Annotated in this window: 16 protein-coding genes; all 16 read left to right on the top strand. The window is 36.2% G+C overall.

The features are described from left to right. Positions 1-3 precede the first annotated feature (3 nt). The 16 genes from GQ46_RS15525 to GQ46_RS15450 all read left to right on the top strand — a co-directional run bounded on the left by GQ46_RS15525 (position 4) and on the right by GQ46_RS15450 (position 16032). On the top strand, positions 4-357 hold the full coding sequence (locus tag GQ46_RS15525; protein ID WP_044403214.1) for a transposase family protein: 354 nt from the start codon (positions 4-6) through the stop codon (positions 355-357). A 19-nt stretch (positions 358-376) separates the two neighbouring features. Further along, entirely contained in the window at positions 377-1330 is a 954-nt protein-coding gene (locus GQ46_RS15520; RefSeq protein WP_044403212.1) for a transposase, read from the top strand. A gap of 681 nt (positions 1331-2011) precedes the next feature. After that, positions 2012-2419 carry a hypothetical protein gene (locus GQ46_RS15515; RefSeq protein WP_044403697.1) on the top strand — a complete coding sequence of 136 codons (408 nt, stop codon included), beginning with the start codon at positions 2012-2014 and terminating at the stop codon, positions 2417-2419. A gap of 96 nt (positions 2420-2515) precedes the next feature. Then, positions 2516-3352: a DUF932 domain-containing protein gene (locus GQ46_RS15510; RefSeq protein WP_044403695.1), complete on the top strand. Its 837-nt coding sequence runs from the start codon at positions 2516-2518 to the stop codon at positions 3350-3352. Between the two features lie 114 nt (positions 3353-3466). Next, positions 3467-3904: a hypothetical protein gene (locus GQ46_RS15505; RefSeq protein WP_044403694.1), complete on the top strand. Its 438-nt coding sequence runs from the start codon at positions 3467-3469 to the stop codon at positions 3902-3904. A 209-nt stretch (positions 3905-4113) separates the two neighbouring features. Continuing rightward, positions 4114-8514, top strand: a complete 4401-nt coding sequence (locus GQ46_RS15500; protein WP_044403692.1) for a CusA/CzcA family heavy metal efflux RND transporter — start codon at positions 4114-4116, stop codon at positions 8512-8514. A gap of 34 nt (positions 8515-8548) precedes the next feature. Continuing rightward, on the top strand, positions 8549-9748 hold the full coding sequence (locus GQ46_RS15495; RefSeq protein ID WP_044403690.1) for an efflux RND transporter periplasmic adaptor subunit: 1200 nt from the start codon (positions 8549-8551) through the stop codon (positions 9746-9748). Between the two features lie 33 nt (positions 9749-9781). Further along, positions 9782-9997 carry a hypothetical protein gene (locus GQ46_RS15490; RefSeq protein ID WP_044403688.1) on the top strand — a complete coding sequence of 72 codons (216 nt, stop codon included), beginning with the start codon at positions 9782-9784 and terminating at the stop codon, positions 9995-9997. Positions 9998-10050: 53 nt separating this feature from the next. After that, positions 10051-10740 carry a HupE/UreJ family protein gene (locus GQ46_RS15485; RefSeq protein WP_044403686.1) on the top strand — a complete coding sequence of 230 codons (690 nt, stop codon included), beginning with the start codon at positions 10051-10053 and terminating at the stop codon, positions 10738-10740. A 12-nt stretch (positions 10741-10752) separates the two neighbouring features. Beyond that, entirely contained in the window at positions 10753-11385 is a 633-nt protein-coding gene (locus tag GQ46_RS15480) for a hypothetical protein (RefSeq protein WP_044403684.1), read from the top strand. Between the two features lie 106 nt (positions 11386-11491). After that, entirely contained in the window at positions 11492-12724 is a 1233-nt protein-coding gene (locus GQ46_RS15475; protein WP_044403682.1) for an MFS transporter, read from the top strand. A 4-nt stretch (positions 12725-12728) separates the two neighbouring features. Beyond that, positions 12729-12977 carry a (2Fe-2S) ferredoxin domain-containing protein gene (locus GQ46_RS15470; protein WP_044403680.1) on the top strand — a complete coding sequence of 83 codons (249 nt, stop codon included), beginning with the start codon at positions 12729-12731 and terminating at the stop codon, positions 12975-12977. A gap of 967 nt (positions 12978-13944) precedes the next feature. After that, the gene (locus tag GQ46_RS15465; RefSeq protein ID WP_044403678.1) at positions 13945-14280 is read left to right on the top strand and encodes a single-stranded DNA-binding protein; all 336 of its coding nucleotides are present in this window, start codon (positions 13945-13947) and stop codon (positions 14278-14280) included. A gap of 82 nt (positions 14281-14362) precedes the next feature. Then, positions 14363-14743: a DUF6876 family protein gene (locus GQ46_RS15460; protein ID WP_044403677.1), complete on the top strand. Its 381-nt coding sequence runs from the start codon at positions 14363-14365 to the stop codon at positions 14741-14743. An 11-nt stretch (positions 14744-14754) separates the two neighbouring features. Next, complete coding sequence (locus tag GQ46_RS15455) at positions 14755-14952, top strand: hypothetical protein (protein WP_044403675.1); 198 nt, start codon at positions 14755-14757, stop codon at positions 14950-14952. Positions 14953-15483: 531 nt separating this feature from the next. Next, on the top strand, positions 15484-16032 hold the full coding sequence (locus tag GQ46_RS15450; protein WP_044403673.1) for a BfmA/BtgA family mobilization protein: 549 nt from the start codon (positions 15484-15486) through the stop codon (positions 16030-16032).

Below are 16032 nucleotides of genomic sequence, written 5' to 3'. Positions count from 1 at the left end.
CTCTTGGACCATTATCGAGAACTACTTAAACTTATCCTTCCAGAATTTCTGATTAATCACTTCGATTTAGTTAACAACACTAAAAATGGCGAAGTCATGCATCTTTATTTTGAAGAACGAAATGTAACTCCTAAAGAAGAAGCTAAGCGTATATTAATCGCTCATGGATTCCATAAAGAAGTGACTATTCAAGACTTTCCTCTTAGGGGAAACACAGTGTATCTGCACGTGAAACGGCGTAGATGGCTAGACAAGACCACCAAGCAAGTGGTGCAGAGAGACTGGAATTTAGTAGCACAGGGAACACGTATGACCAACGAGTTCGCTGCTTTTTTAAAAGAAATTAGTCAATACTAGAGCCTCAGATTGTCATACCATTGGTCATTTTTATGGTGTTAATGGAAAGAAACTTGGGCGACAATATAAAGACCATCTAAGCGACTTCAAAGACTGGAAGCAAAAGTCCCACGCTAAAGAGTGGCTTATCTTTCCAGAGAATATAGGAAGTTATTTATCTATTGACGAAACAGCTTTGTCTAAGGGAGAACTCTATACAATCATTACTAACAAAAAAGCGAAAGGTAAAAAAGGAAGTATTGTTGCCATCTTCGCAGGAACCAAGGTGGAGCCCATTATAGAACAACTATTGAAGATCTCTGCTAAGAAAAGAGCTAGAGTTAAAGAGATTACACTGGATATGGCAAATTCAATGAAAACGATAGCTAAGAAATGCTTCCCTAAAGCCATACAAGTTACAGACCGTTTCCATGTACAGAAACTAGCCCTTGAAGCATTGCAAGATATTAGAATTAAACACAGATGGGACGCCATAGATTTAGAAAACGAACTAATAAAACAGGCTAAGCTCACAAATAAAAATTATAATTTACAAGTATTTAGTAAGGGAGATACAAGAAAACAATTACTAGCAAGAAGTAGATACTTACTCTACAAAGCACCGTCTAATTGGACAGAAAGCCAGTACCTAAGAAGCAAAATAGTGTTTAGTGAATATCCAGATATTAAAACCGCTTTTGATTTAGTTCAAGGACTTAGGCATATCTTTTACTCAGCAAAATCAATAAAGATAGCGTATACCAAACTTGCACATTGGTACAGGGAGGTAGAAGAATCTGGATTTAGAGCATTCAATACAATTGCAAATACAATACATATAAACTATCGCTCTATCTTAAACTATTTTATCAATCGAAGCACCAACGCTTCTGCAGAATCTTTCAATGCTAAAATAAAAGCCTTCAGAGCGCAGTTTAGAGGTGTAAAAAATGTAGAATTTTTTCTTTATAGATTAACCACAATTTTTGCATAAACACAACTATTAGGCTTGATCCATAATATAGCTTAATGATGTCTTATGCAGCACTGAATATTATTCAAGTATAATATAAAAAGGATCCCTCTCAAGCACCATCAGACTGGGTTACAAATGAAAAAATCCAATCACAAAAATGTGATTGGATTTTTTTGGTCGGGGTGGCAGGATTATACCCTTTCCCCATAATATTATATATATCAACCAGTTACAGATTCCGAAACTTTACTGTTAGCCGATTTGTTGACGATATTATAAATGAACTTAAAGTAAAATGCTTTACTTTCTGATGGTGCAAATATATAATTTGTATTAATTCAAACCAATATAAAAAGTCATTTATTTTATGACAATAAATACTTCTTCAAATTACGTTTTTTTTAACCTTATTATCCTCATAATATCTTTTCAGATTTGCATTAGTAATACACCAAAGACCAAGTAATTAACTATTAATCATAGGTCTATTTCACGGCTAACTTCTATACATATTTAGAGGAAGAGAGTATTCATACAATATTACCGAAATATAAACGTCGCAAAATATTTTTCGGAAAAGGGACGGCATAAAGCCAACGCTTCTTCCCAGGCTCATTTATTCCGTTTCCTTTCCACTCTAAAATTTTGTCTTCCGTTTGGGTTGTGCTCAAATATTGTTTAATCTAAAATCATTTAATTATGGAAACAAAAGTAAAATCGAACGGAACAGCAAAAAAAGTAAATGCAACCGTTAAAAAGGAAGTTCAAAAAAAGTTAACTGAAGAAGCTATCGGAAAGACCGTAGTACCTGAAAAGACTAAAACGGTTGAGAAACCTACAATTAATTTGGATGACAGAATTCAAAAGTTTGAAAAATTGAGAGGTCTGGCCAATCAACGTGAAAGGCTGACTGAAACATTGAACGAGCTTACCAAGTTCAATTATAATCAGGATGGTTCGAGTTCATTTCAAATTAGGGACTCACGTAATCTGGAATTCAAGACGACCAATACGAATTTAATCAAGTTAGTCACTACACATTTACAGTCCACTTTGGAACAACGTAAATCAGAGATTGAAGAACAGATTGTACAATTTGAACTTTAAAGAAGCCAATGTCTTCAAATGTGAAAGCCTGCTCGCAAGAGTAGGCTTTCTTTTTTTAATCATATCTGTCATTCGACAGGTCTAAAATCAAATATTATGTATTTAAATCGTTTACACCAAGATGAAATTTTCGTTTCAAACGAAATGAAATCGTTAAAAAACATTACCGGAATGGATTCTCGAAGAGGACTTGAAAACGCTATTATTTCAAATGGAAAAATTGTGAATGTGGTCTCGAACAGTTATGGCCATATTCCAAATGAACTGTTTTTCAAAAAAGCCGAACAGCTATTACTGGATGCCAATCTGAAATATCATAAACGCACGATTAACAGAAATGACAGGTCTTTCATTACCGACTTTATAATCGAGGACCATAATCAGTTTTCGTTGAAGAATGAACAGGATAAGATATTACCGATGTTGCGTTTCAAAAATTCCTATGACGGAAGCGAAAAGACTTCCGGGCATTTTGGATTTTATAGAGAAGTATGCACCAATGGCTTGCACGTTGCTCAATCAGAAATAGCATTTTCAATAAAGCACAGCAAAAACAATACAAATTTAATAATGCCGAAATTGAATTTTCTATTCGAGAAGTTCTTGGATAACGAATACTACGAAATCACAAGAAAATTCAGGGAAATGGAAGAAATCGTACTTATCGATACCAAAGCATTCGTAAAGGAAATATTGGAAAAAACGAAACTGTTCCGATATGAATGTAGCGACAAAAACGATAATCCTTCAAAGAAATCCAGGGAATTATTGGATATGATAGCCGAAGAAGGACACGATTATTATACAACGCCCACATTATGGGATGGGTATAACGCCTTTAATTGGATGCTTCACAATACCTTGAAAAAAACTTTTTCACAACAGGAAAAGTTGGACAAGGTATTGTTTGATGAAATTTATGCAATGGCTTAAAGAATCATTGTAATAGGTTTATCCAGTACCTCAAACTGGATTTATTTACTTACTAAAAGAGATTGAAGTATTATAAATTTTCCTAGACAAGAAATATTGCTATCTTTGCCAGCGATGCAAAAATCAAAAAAAATATCGGCATTTTTCTTTTTGGGCTTATTTAGCCTAATGATGCTGCATCAGGTTTTTCCGCATTTACACCATCAGCACGAGGATTCTCATTCACATTTAGATATTGCCCATACTGGCGAGGACAATCATCACGATGATAGTTCCCAAGAGAAAGAAGATTCACCTTACGGGTTTTTTGGGTTCGTTATGGATATGCATACCCATTCCACGGTGTCCAGCGATATAGTCTTACTTGAAAGAAATACAATCGAGAAAAAGACCGTTGTTGACAAGGATGTTCTAAAGAGTGTTGTTGAAACTAAAGGATTTTTTTCAGTTGAATATAGGCAAAATAGTAAACAGCCTGTTTATTATCCGCCCAGTAATTATTTCAATTCTTATCTCTCATCCCTCGACTCACGAGGCCCACCTACCTGTTAACTCCACTTTAGTTTAATAAAATTAGACAGATACATTAATAGTATCTGCAAATTTATTATGCTTTGGTAATAGTAAGCTTCGCTTTAATTACCATTTTACCATATTTATTTTTTAAGAATTAATCCTTGGTTTGTATAGCTCAAATCCATAGATAACCTGTATGGTATTTTCATTTTTATTATTTACGACTTAAAAATATTTTAAACATAATGTTAGACAAAATCATTGCATTTTCGATAAACAATAAACTTGTTATCGGATTATTTACGCTGGCTCTAATTGGATGGGGCACATATTCGCTAACACAGCTACCCATTGATGCAGTTCCAGACATCACAGACAATCAAGTTATGGTTATTACCATATCACCCACTTTAGCGGCACAAGAAGTAGAACAATTAGTTACGTTTCCAGTAGAACAAACAATGGTTAGTATTCCTGGTATTAAGGATATGCGTTCCTTTTCTCGATTCGGGCTTTCTATAGTAACTATTGTTTTTGAGGAAAGTGTCGATTTATATTGGGCAAGGCAACAAGTTCAAGAGCGATTAACGCAGGCTGCCAAAGATATTCCTGAAGGCATCGGAAAACCAGAAATGGGACCCGTAACTACTGGATTGGGTGAAATTTATCAATATGTAATTCACACCGAAAAAGGATATGAAGATAAATATGATGCCACCGAATTAAGAACTATACAGGATTGGATTATCAAAAGACAACTATTAGGAACACCAGGTGTTGCAGAAGTGAGTGGTTTTGGTGGTTTGGTCAAACAATATGAAATTGCCATAGACCCAGATAAACTTCAAAGTATGAATGTTACTATTGAAGATATTTTTACCGCTCTGGAAAAAAACAATCAAAACACGGGTGGCGCTTATATAGATAAAGGTCCTAATGCCTATTTTATTCGGAGCGAAGGACTTGTGAACAATTTACAAGAATTGGAAAAAATAGCTGTTAAAGTTAATAACGGAACACCAGTACTTGTAAGGGATGTTGCCAAAGTACAATTTGGTCACGGCGTGCGCTATGGAGCGGCTACGCGAAATGGAGAAGGCGAAGTTGTTACAGGAATTGTAATGATGCTAAAGGGAGCAAACTCTTCCGCAGTTATCAATGATGTAAAAGCTAAAATTGAACAGATTAAAGAAACTTTACCCGAAGGCGTAACCATTGAGCCCTATCTGGATAGGAAAGGTTTGGTGGACCGTGCAATAGGGACTGTAACAACTAATCTTACGGAAGGTGCTTTGATAGTAATTTTTGTACTAATCCTCTTTCTTGGAAATTTAAGAGGTGGTTTGATAGTGGCTTCGGTCATTCCGCTCTCAATGCTTTTCGCAATCGCGATGATGAACCTCTTTGGGGTATCTGGAAACCTAATGAGTTTGGGTGCCATAGATTTTGGTCTTATTGTAGATGGGGCGGTAATAGTTGTTGAATCTGTAATGTTTGGAATTCATACCAGTAAAAAGAAGTACGCAGGCGTTGAAAAGCTAACATCTAAACAAATGGATTCCGAGGTAAAATTATCTGCTGGGAAAATGATGAATTCCGCTGCTTTTGGACAAATCATTATATTAATTGTTTACGTGCCTATTTTGGCTTTGAGCGGGGTTGCAGGAAAAATGTTCCATCCAATGGCACAAACGGTAATGTTCGCTATTCTTGGAGCATTGATATTATCGCTTACCTATGTTCCAATGATGTCTGCCCTTGCACTGGGTCGCAAAACGGAACATAAACGGAATTTTTCCGATAAAATGATGGATTTCTTTCAGCGTATGTACCAACCTATTTTAGAAGCTGCCTTGCGCACAAAACTATTGGTACTTGGATTGGCAATAGGATTTTTTGTTATAACACTAATAGTTTTTGCCAATATGGGTGGTGAGTTTATTCCCCAATTAGACGAAGGGGATTTTGCGGTTGAAACACGAGTCCCTGTAGGAAGTTCCATCGACCAGATGATTGATGTTTCTCAAAAGGCGCAGACCATATTATTACGTGAATATCCAGATGAAGTGAAGCAAGTTGTAAACAAGATTGGTTCAGGGGAAATACCAACAGACCCTATGCCTATTGAAGCAGGAGATATGATGGTTATTTTAAGTCCAAAAGCGGAATGGACAAAAGCTAGCGGAAGAGAAGAACTGGCAGCAGTGATGAAAGAATCCCTTTCCATTATCCCGAATGCTACTTTTAGTTTTCAACAACCCATACAAATGCGTTTCAACGAGCTTTTGACAGGAGCAAAACAAGATGTTGTAATAAAAATTTATGGCGAAGACCTCAATGTACTTTCAGATTTGGCTGGTAATGTTGGGAGCAAAATAAAATCGGTAGAAGGAGTTGAAGATTTATATGTTGAAGAAGTGACTGGACTACCACAGATTAATATCCAAATGAACCGTGATAAGATTTCTCAATACGGAATGAACATCGAGGATGTAAACAATGCTATCGAAACTGCGTTTGCGGGTACTTCGGCAGGACTTGTTTATGAAGGGGAACGTAGATTTGACCTTGTTGTGCGGTTGGACAAGAACTATCGAACCGATATTACCGATGTACAAAATTTGTATGTGAGTACACCACAGGGAAATCAAATTCCATTAAGTCAGGTGGCGAACATTTCATTTGAACCAGGTCCTGTGCAAATTCAGCGTGACAATGCAAAGCGTCGAATTATTGTTGGCTTCAATGTACGTGACAGGGATGTACAAAGTATTATTGAGGACATTAAGCAAATTATGAATTCGAAGGTCGATATGCCAGCAGGTTACTATGTAACTTATGGCGGTCAATTTCAGAACTTGCAAGAAGCTAATCAACGTTTAATGATTGCTTTACCTGTCGCTTTGTTGCTGATTTTGGTGCTGCTTTATTTCACTTTTGGTTCAATGAAACAAAGTTTGCTCATTTTTACGGCAATCCCTTTATCAGCCATTGGTGGTGTTTTTGCACTAATCATAAGAGACTTACCTTTCAGTATTTCAGCTGGAATTGGATTTATTGCCCTATTTGGTGTGGCCGTTCTAAATGGAATCGTACTGGTGGCAGAATTCAACAGGCTTGATAAAGAAGGTGTAAGCGATATTTATGAACGCGTCATTAAAGGAACTCGTGTGAGATTGAGACCTGTGTTAATGACAGCTACCGTAGCTGCTTTAGGTTTTTTACCTATGGCATTGTCAAATTCATCAGGTGCAGAGGTACAGCGACCATTGGCTACCGTTGTTATTGGAGGATTGATTACGGCGACTGCATTAACACTTATTGTCTTGCCAGTCTTGTATATCTATTTTACTGAAGGAAAAGTAAAATTGAATTTAGGAAGAAAAAAAATAGCTACTACTTTAATCGTGATTGGCGGTCTATTCTTTCCAGCAATGCAGCTACAAGCACAAGAAACAAGTATGGTGCAAGAACGTGAAGTTACTTTGCAGCAGGCTATTGAAATGGCACTTCAGAACAATAACCGTATTAAGATTGCTCAATATGAAATAGAGGTTGAAGAAAAAGGGAAATACGGTGCTATAACTATTCCGAGAACTGAATTTACATATCAAAATGGCGAATTTAATACGCCTACGGTAAAGGATAACCAATACGGAGTTACACAGCGAATCAATTTTCCAACAGTTTATACCAGTCAGTTTAAACTCGCAAAAGCAAGAGTTAGTAGCAGTGAGCAACTAAAGGTTATAGAAGAAAATGACCTGATTGCGGATGTTAAAGCTGCCTATTTCAGAGTTGTGTTTTTAATGCAGAATAAACAATTGTTGCAGCGTCAAGATAGTCTATATGGCAATCTCAACCGTTCAAGTTCGATGCGTTATGAATCTGGCGAATCCACAAAATTGGAAAGTGTAACCTCGGCAACGCAATCGATGCAAATAAAAAACAAGCTTCAACAAAACGAAGCCGATATGAGAATCGCTAAAAAGCGGCTTCAGGTAGTTTTGAACACAAACGATGACATTCGCATTACAGATAGTGAACTGGTTCGTCGTGAGATAGATTTAGATATTGAAAACCAGTCTGTGGAGCAAAGTCCGTTTTACGTTTATTTAAAACAACAGTTGGAATTAAGGAAAAGGGAGACCAATGTAGAAAGGAATAAAGTGTTACCCGATATTATGTTCGGTTATAATAGCCAAACATTTATTGGGGCTCAAAATAGCGGTATAGCAAACCAAAATTTTAGTGACAATGACCGATTTTCATTCTTTCAGTTAGGTATTTCAATTCCTCTTTTTCCTGGTGGACATCGTGCCAAAATTCAAACTGCCAAAATCGAAGAGTACATCGTCCAATCTCAAATTGAGTTAAATAAGACGCAATTACAAGGGGAACTACAAAATTTATTGCAAGAATATTACAAACTTCAAGGTACTTTAGATTACTATCAAAATGAAGCTCTGCCACAAGCGGAACTTATCATTGATAATTCAGAAAAGAGCTTTAAAAGCGGTGATGTTTCCTATACGCAATACTTGCAAAACCTCACTTTGGCGAACAGTATTCAAACAGAGTATCTAAACACACTATATCAATATAACCAGTCCATCATAGTAATCGAAGCCTTATTGGGCTTGTAAAAAACTTGTGATATCACATTAAAACATAAAAAAGATGAAAATTAAATTCAATACAAAAATTTCGCTGCTCATTTTATCCACCCTATTTATGGTGGCTTGTGGCAATAAGGATTCCGAAAAAATGGAATCTTCCGAAGAATCTTCGATGAAAGAAGAACAACCAGTTTCAACTGGAATCAAACAAATCACTTTTACCAAAGACCAATACAATCTCGCCGGAATTGAAACCGGTGCGATTGAAATGCGGAATTTAAGTAATATCATAAAACTAAATGGAACCATAGATGTTGAGCCTGAAAGTATGGCTTCTGTATCTGCACCTTTAGGAGGTTATTTAAAAACGGCTGGCAGGTTGCCCGGTGAAGCAATTCAAAAAGGGCAAGTCTTGGCAACCATTGAGAATCCTGAATTTATCCAAATCCAACAGGGCTATTTGGAAAGTTTAAGCAGACTTCAATTTCTTGAAGAGGAATTTAATCGACAAAAAAAATTGAGAGAGGAGGACATCAATTCTGCAAAAACATTTCAGCAGGTTTCTTCGGATTATAAAATAACACAAGGAAGAGTGAAGGCATACGAACAGCAGCTTGCGCTTGCGGGAATAAGTAGAAGTTCTGTCCAAAATGGCAATATAACACGAACCGCAAATCTTTATGCACCAATTTCAGGTTTTATAAAAGCGAGTAATGTAAATATCGGTGATTATGTTTCCCCACAGGATGTGCTATTTGAACTGGTCGATTTAAACGATATTCATTTGGCATTGAATGCCTTTGAGAGAGATTTAGAAAAGTTAGAGATTGGCCAAACCGTTAAATTTTCGCTTTCTGATGACAATACCTTCAATCGTACTGCCGAGATTTTCTTAATTGGAAAAGCGACTGGTAATGACCGTATGACGCCAGTTTATAGCCATTTAAACAAAGAAGACAAAAAAGGATTATTACCAGGAATGTACGTAAAGGCTTGGGTAGAAAGCGGCACAAATAAGCAAAATGCAATCCCTTCAGAAGCTTTAGTTCAATATGAAGGAAAAGATTTTGTAGTTCTTCAAACCGAAGAAACCGAAGGTGGTTATACATTCAAATTAGAACAGGTTAAAAAAGGAATTGAGCAGGAAGGGTACACGGCTATAACATTTGCTGATGGTGCTACTGTTCAAAATTTTAAACCTGTTGTTAAAAACGCATATTCCATCTTGTCTGCATTAAGAAATTCTGAAGAGGAAGAATAATTTAAAAATCAATAACAATATAAATTAAACATTATGAAAAAAGTACTTTTTATCGCAATCATTAGCTTAACGCTATTAGCATCTTGCAGAGAAACCAATAAAAATAAGGACGTAGAAACTCAAAATACTGAAATAACCTTAAGCCCAGAAGAAATGAGCCAAAGAGAAGATAGCTTGAAAATGGTAAGGGAAGAAAATCGCAGATTGGACAGCATCCAACAAGTCAAATCCCACGGGCACGCCCATTAATAATCAAAGTCCCATTGTGCTGCAATGTGCAATGGGATTTAAATAAGTAAACTATGAAAATCAAAAAAATATATGCCTTTCTCATTCTTTTTCTATGTGGAGCATTTGGTTCAATGGCGTATGCTCACGGAGTAGATGAAGACACACAAACATTTTTATTAGGAAACAGTGGCGTGGCATTCGGCCCCTTTCTTTATATAGGAGCTAAACATATGATTACAGGTTATGACCATCTGTTATTTTTGGTCGGCGTTATTTTCTTCCTGTATAAACCGAAAGAAGTGCTTTTATATGTTAGCTTTTTTACCATTGGCCATAGTACAACGTTACTGTTAGGTGTTTTAGCCGATATAAATATTAATGCATATTTAATAGATGCTATCATTGCGCTATCCATTGTTTATAAAGGATTCGACAATTTGGGTGGCTTTAAACGTTTCTTTGGCAAACAACCTAACACGAAAGCAGCAGTTTTGATATTCGGTCTGTTTCACGGTTTTGGTCTTGCCAGTAAACTGCAAGAATTTAAATTTGATAAAGACGGCCTTTTTACTAATCTAATTGGTTTCAATATAGGTGTAGAAATAGGACAATTTATTGCTTTGGCAGTTGTGTTAATCCTTATTACAATTTGGAGAAGACAACCCAGTTTTATGAAATTTTCAACAATTACAAATACAGCACTTATGGCAGCAGGGTTTTTATTGCTCGGCTTCCAATTAACAGGCTATTTTACATCTTAAAAAAAAATTATTATGTCAGAAATGAAACATCCAATCTTGGAAAAAAGTAAAATTATAAAGGCAACCGTCATAGCATTAGTTGTTGGAGCACTTCTTTTGGTTGTAGCAGTATTACCTGCGGAATATGGTATAGACCCAACAGGAGCAGGTAAAGTTTTAGGGTTTAGCAAACTCTATATGCCTGAAAGCAATCAAACTGATGATTTGGGAATGATGGTCTCAACATCAAATCTTCCATTAATAAAACTCGAAAAAGCTGGGTCGGGACCCGATGTCGCTCGACCCGTTGAGGCAGATTTTCCAGCACCCGAAGAGCAATTAGCTGCACGCGAGGATGAAACTACAGTGATAGTTCCGGCAGGAAAAGGCATTGAATTTAAAATAAATATGCTCAAATACGGAACAATGAAATATGAATGGACAACAACCAATAACGAAGTTCTTTACTTTGATTTTCACGGCGAGGTAAAACAAAAAGAGGAGGTTAAAGAAGTTTATTTTGAAAGTTATACGATTTCAAATTCCCATAATATGGTTGGCACTTTTTTAGCCCCTTATGAAGGCAAACACGGTTGGTTTTTCAGAAATACGAGTAATGAAGATGTAACAGTAAACTTGAGGCTCAAAGGTCAGTATACATTATAACCTAAAGTCCTGCAATGGAAGGTCAATTTCTACGCCCAATTGAAATACCCTTCCATTCAGCAGGCACAAATTAAACTTTTGAACTCAATTAATATTTAGAGAATTAATGAAACTGTCAAAACTATTAGAGCCATTCCAAGCTTTAAGTAATCGTTTATTCGCAAAACTTTATTTGGCACAGACCATCAGTTTATTGGGCGATGCCTTTACGTGGGTCGGATTGGCTCTTTTGGCATATCAGTTTGGCGAAGAAAGGGCTGCGGTCATATTGGCAACAGCTCTTACTTTACGAGTTACTGCATTCATTATATTTTCGCCTTTTGCAGGTGTATTGGCAGATAGGGTAAGCCGAAAGAAAATTCTTTACATTACACACTTCATCAGAATGGCCATCGTAGGCTGCTTGCCTTTTGTAACTGAAGAATGGCAAATTTATGTGCTTATTTTTTTGATGAATATTTTCAATGCGTTTTTTAGCCCCACATACAGGTCTATCATTCCACAAATCGTTGATAAATCAATTTATAGACAAGCCATAGGCTTGTCGGCAGCCACGTATCAGCTTTTAGGTGTGTTGGGTCCCGGATTGGCAGGAATTTTAGCCATTTGGTTAGGTGCAAGGGAAATATTTTTTGTTGATGCTGCCACATTTGTTATCGCAGGTATTTTATTGTTAAGCCTTCCAAAAAGTAAGTTGGATGTTGTTCCAGACGAAATCGAGGGTAAGATAAAGCCAACCACTTGGCAAGATGTTTTAAAGGGAATGAAGTTATTATTTTCCAATCAATATGTGCGTTTCGCACTATTTATAGAATTGGTTTCTGCGGTTGCAGGTGCTCTTATTCTGGTCAACACTATAGTATTGGTAAAAGGCGGTTTGCAACTAACAGATAAGGATTACGGAATCATTATGGCAGCTTTCGGAATAGGTGCAACCGTAGCGGCATTTGTTTCCGGAGCAATTGATAAATCCAAATCAAGACGCATCTCACTTATTATTGGCGCACTTGTATTAGGAGTTGCTATTAGTGCTGCCAACTATTTGAATTTTTCAATGCTCTTCATAGTGTGGATTGTCGCAGGACTTGGTCAAAGCCTCGCAGAAATACCGTCCGAAACACTTATAGGCGAAACAGTTCCAGTTGAAGAACAAGGCAAGGTTTATGGTTCTCATTTTGCATTTTCCCATCTATGGTGGGCGTTTGCATATCCACTTGCAGGATTTTTAGGAACTACATTTCCCAATCAAAGTTTTTTATATGGTGGTATAATTACATTAGCAATATTAGTGCTGGTGGTTATTTTTTTAAGACCTAAAAACATTCATCGTAAACAATAAAATTATGGCAGATTCTAAAAATAACAAAATCATCATATATCGATGTGACGGCGTAAATTGCCGAAAGAAAAAAGGAAAGCTTTTAGATTATTATATAAAGAAATACAAGTTAAAAAATAAAATTGAGGTTGACGATATGGACTGCAACAACAAGTGCGAACAAGCACCCGTTATGCACCTTCATCCAGAGAATATATGGTTTTCGGAGAAAGATTTAGGAACAATAGTTAAAAGGCATATTTTAAATAAATAATCGGTTTAAATTCTGGAGCAAAAACATCTTCTTACTCTGGTAGGGAGGTTTTTTTTATGCTATCAAATTCAAAAACCCATTCAGCCCATTCCCCTGCATTTCGCGAAAAAGCTTCATTTCGGAAAATGAGCTGCTCTCAAAAAAGGTCTTGGACACAACTTCAAAGATTCCGATTTCCATTCCACTTGCCCACTCATTCCCGAGAAAATTCGGGAAGTGGTCAAACTCTATTCCAATCTACATCTTTAAAGTCAAGTCCGCTTTAAATCCTACTTCAAAAGAATAATTTGGTTCTATAAACCGTTCAGCACTTTACCGCTACATTTCGCGAAAAGCTACATTTCGGGCAAAGAGCTTCTCTATAAAAAATCTTGGACCCAATCCACGGTTTTGGTTTTTCATTCCGCTTCCCCTTCCCGCTTCGCTGGGAAGGAACGCTACATTCCCAAACCAAAACCGTGAATCCAGTCCGCTTGTAATCGGAAAGTCAAAGCATCAATTTTCTTAACAGAATTAACGGCAAAGCCTACTTTGGTCTTTGCTCGATAATTCTTAAAAACCGAACCTTTGCCTTACACATTTTAAGGGGTTTATAATAGATGAAGCCTTTATTGTTTTTCGGGACAGCGAAAAACAGGTATGGCATAACCAATTCTAAAATAAAGCCATTTGCTCTGTTCGCTTAACTGTCGGTACGCTCTCGCCACAAATGGCTTTATAAGAATTGCTAATACCATTATGGAACTTGTCAAGACTGTACAAGTTTTAGGCAAAAATAAGGTTTCTACTTCCTTGAAAATCCAAGGATTTTACTACGTCGCAAACACACCAGATTTATTCCCTAAAAGTCTTGACAAAACCCACTTCATCCATTGTGCGGAGCACGAAAGAAATCATACAAACACCCCTTAAAATTTAATTAAGTTTAAATCCAAAAGGGAAATATTAATCTTTTAAATCTTTTATTATGAGTACTATTAAAAATCACGTACAGTTAATCGGAAATGTTGGGCAAGAACCAACTATTACGAACCTTGAAAGCGGTAAGAAAGTAGCACGTTTATCATTGGCAACCAATGAATACTACAAAAACGGCAAGGGCGAAAAGCAAACGGACACCAATTGGCACACCGTTGTCGCTTGGGGAAAGACTGCTGAAATTATCGAAAAGTATGCCGAAAAGGGAAAAGAAATCGGAGTTGTTGGAAAACTAAAGACCCGAACCTATACCACGGACGATGGCAACCAACGCTATGTTACCGAAGTGGTAGCCGATGAAATCCTATTGATGGGTAGTAAGTAAAAAGTAAAGAGGGCACTAATACCAGTTTTCAATTAGTTTGTGCCCTCTTCTTTTCATCATTAAATCTAAAAAAGACATTACAATGAAAGCACAAGTTAACGAAATAAAAGAAGGATTGCAACATTTTCAAGGTTCTGAAATGTTATATCAAATCCCATTGATACGCACCCGATTTACAAACGGATTGAAATATTTAGCCAATGTGGCGGAATGCTTTTGGTTGATTACCGATACTTCTGTAATTGCCAAAAGTTTGCTGAACCGAAGCCATTTTATCACAATAGATTTTAAAAGGCTATCGGAAGATGAACAAGATTATACAGGCTATGAAGCTGAAATAATTTACAGCGATGGAAATGGAAATGTTTTTGAAACGCATCAATACAACTTTACTGATTTTCCTTTAGATGAATTGCGTTTATATTTTGTGGATAATACGCTGATGTTACCAAGTGAATACTAAAAACAAAGGCGATGATTTATCTAAATTATAACAATCTCGATGACGAAACCCAACAGCATCTACTTTCCGTTTCAAAAGAAGATATAGAAAGTAAATTTGGGAACGACCTTAAAGCCTACGCCAATAAACACCACATAGATTATGATAAAATATTGGACGAAGAAGCGATAAAAAACCTATACACTTATACCTATGTTTTTAATATCTAAATTGAAAACAAGAAATTGGACCTTTGAACTTTCAGAGGTCTATTTTTGTGCCTTATTTTTTCAAAATTTCAAGAGCCAATATTCCAAAACTCGACGTCCTAAATTTACATTTTCATAAAAATCCTATTTTTTGGTATCAAAACCTACCATTTGAAAACAATCCGTATTTGAATATTATTTGCAAATAGAATATCTTTAAAAGGCTTTTAAGCAGTACCATTTTAAGTATCGTTATCCCATTTTGATTTGACTTTCGCAGATAATGATACCCATCAAAAATTAAACATATCGGAATTTTTTATTCCGAAAAAAAGCAACTGACTTTTTAGTCAGGTTGTTTGAAAAATTTTGTCCCTGCGGGATGAATTTGGAGAAGCAAGAGGGTAACACGCCAAGGCGGTGTTAACGATTGGTTTTTAGTTGTAATTATTTGATATTCAAATAATTACTGTTTATATGAAATAGAGAAACAATAAAGTTTTACAGTAAATCCTTTTGAAACCCCTATAAAACGGCAATTTTTTACAGTAAATGAGTTCAAACCATCAAAAGAAATACAGTTTTTCTGCCATTAGTATCAAACCTAATGTGGCAACTCGTTTTCGGAAATTTTCCAAAAGAATTTCACGTTCGCATACCGATACGCTGGAAACAATGATGAACTTTTTTGATGTGAACGAGCTATCCCCAAATGAATCTTTGGGTGCGAATATGAGAACTTTGGAGAATAGCTTAAAAAAACGAATCAATGCCCTTGTAGCCATTATTAGGGATATTGAAAAAAACCAGACCAAGCCCACCAATGCAATGTTGGAATTGCTTTTCCAAGAAAACCCAAATGAGGAAGAACCCCAAGAAGAACTATATGAATTTGAGCAACAGGAACTGATTACGGAAAACGAGGAACTGAACCATTACCGAAATCGGTACGAAGAAGTTCGGCAACAATTCCATTCGGTAAAATATGATTTAGAAAAAATCATCAGTAAGACCACTTATGTAAAAGGCAGTTTTGGAGGAGGCTATTTAAAAGTGGATTTGAGCAAAGATGAATTTGAAAACATTAAACAAAAAATATAA

It is taken from the genome of Lacinutrix sp. Hel_I_90 (assembly GCF_000934685.1).
Classification (GTDB): Bacteria; Bacteroidota; Bacteroidia; order Flavobacteriales; family Flavobacteriaceae; genus Lacinutrix.
The sequence above is the reverse complement of the archived record's forward strand: the minus strand, read 5'-3'. Positions and strand labels throughout refer to the sequence as shown.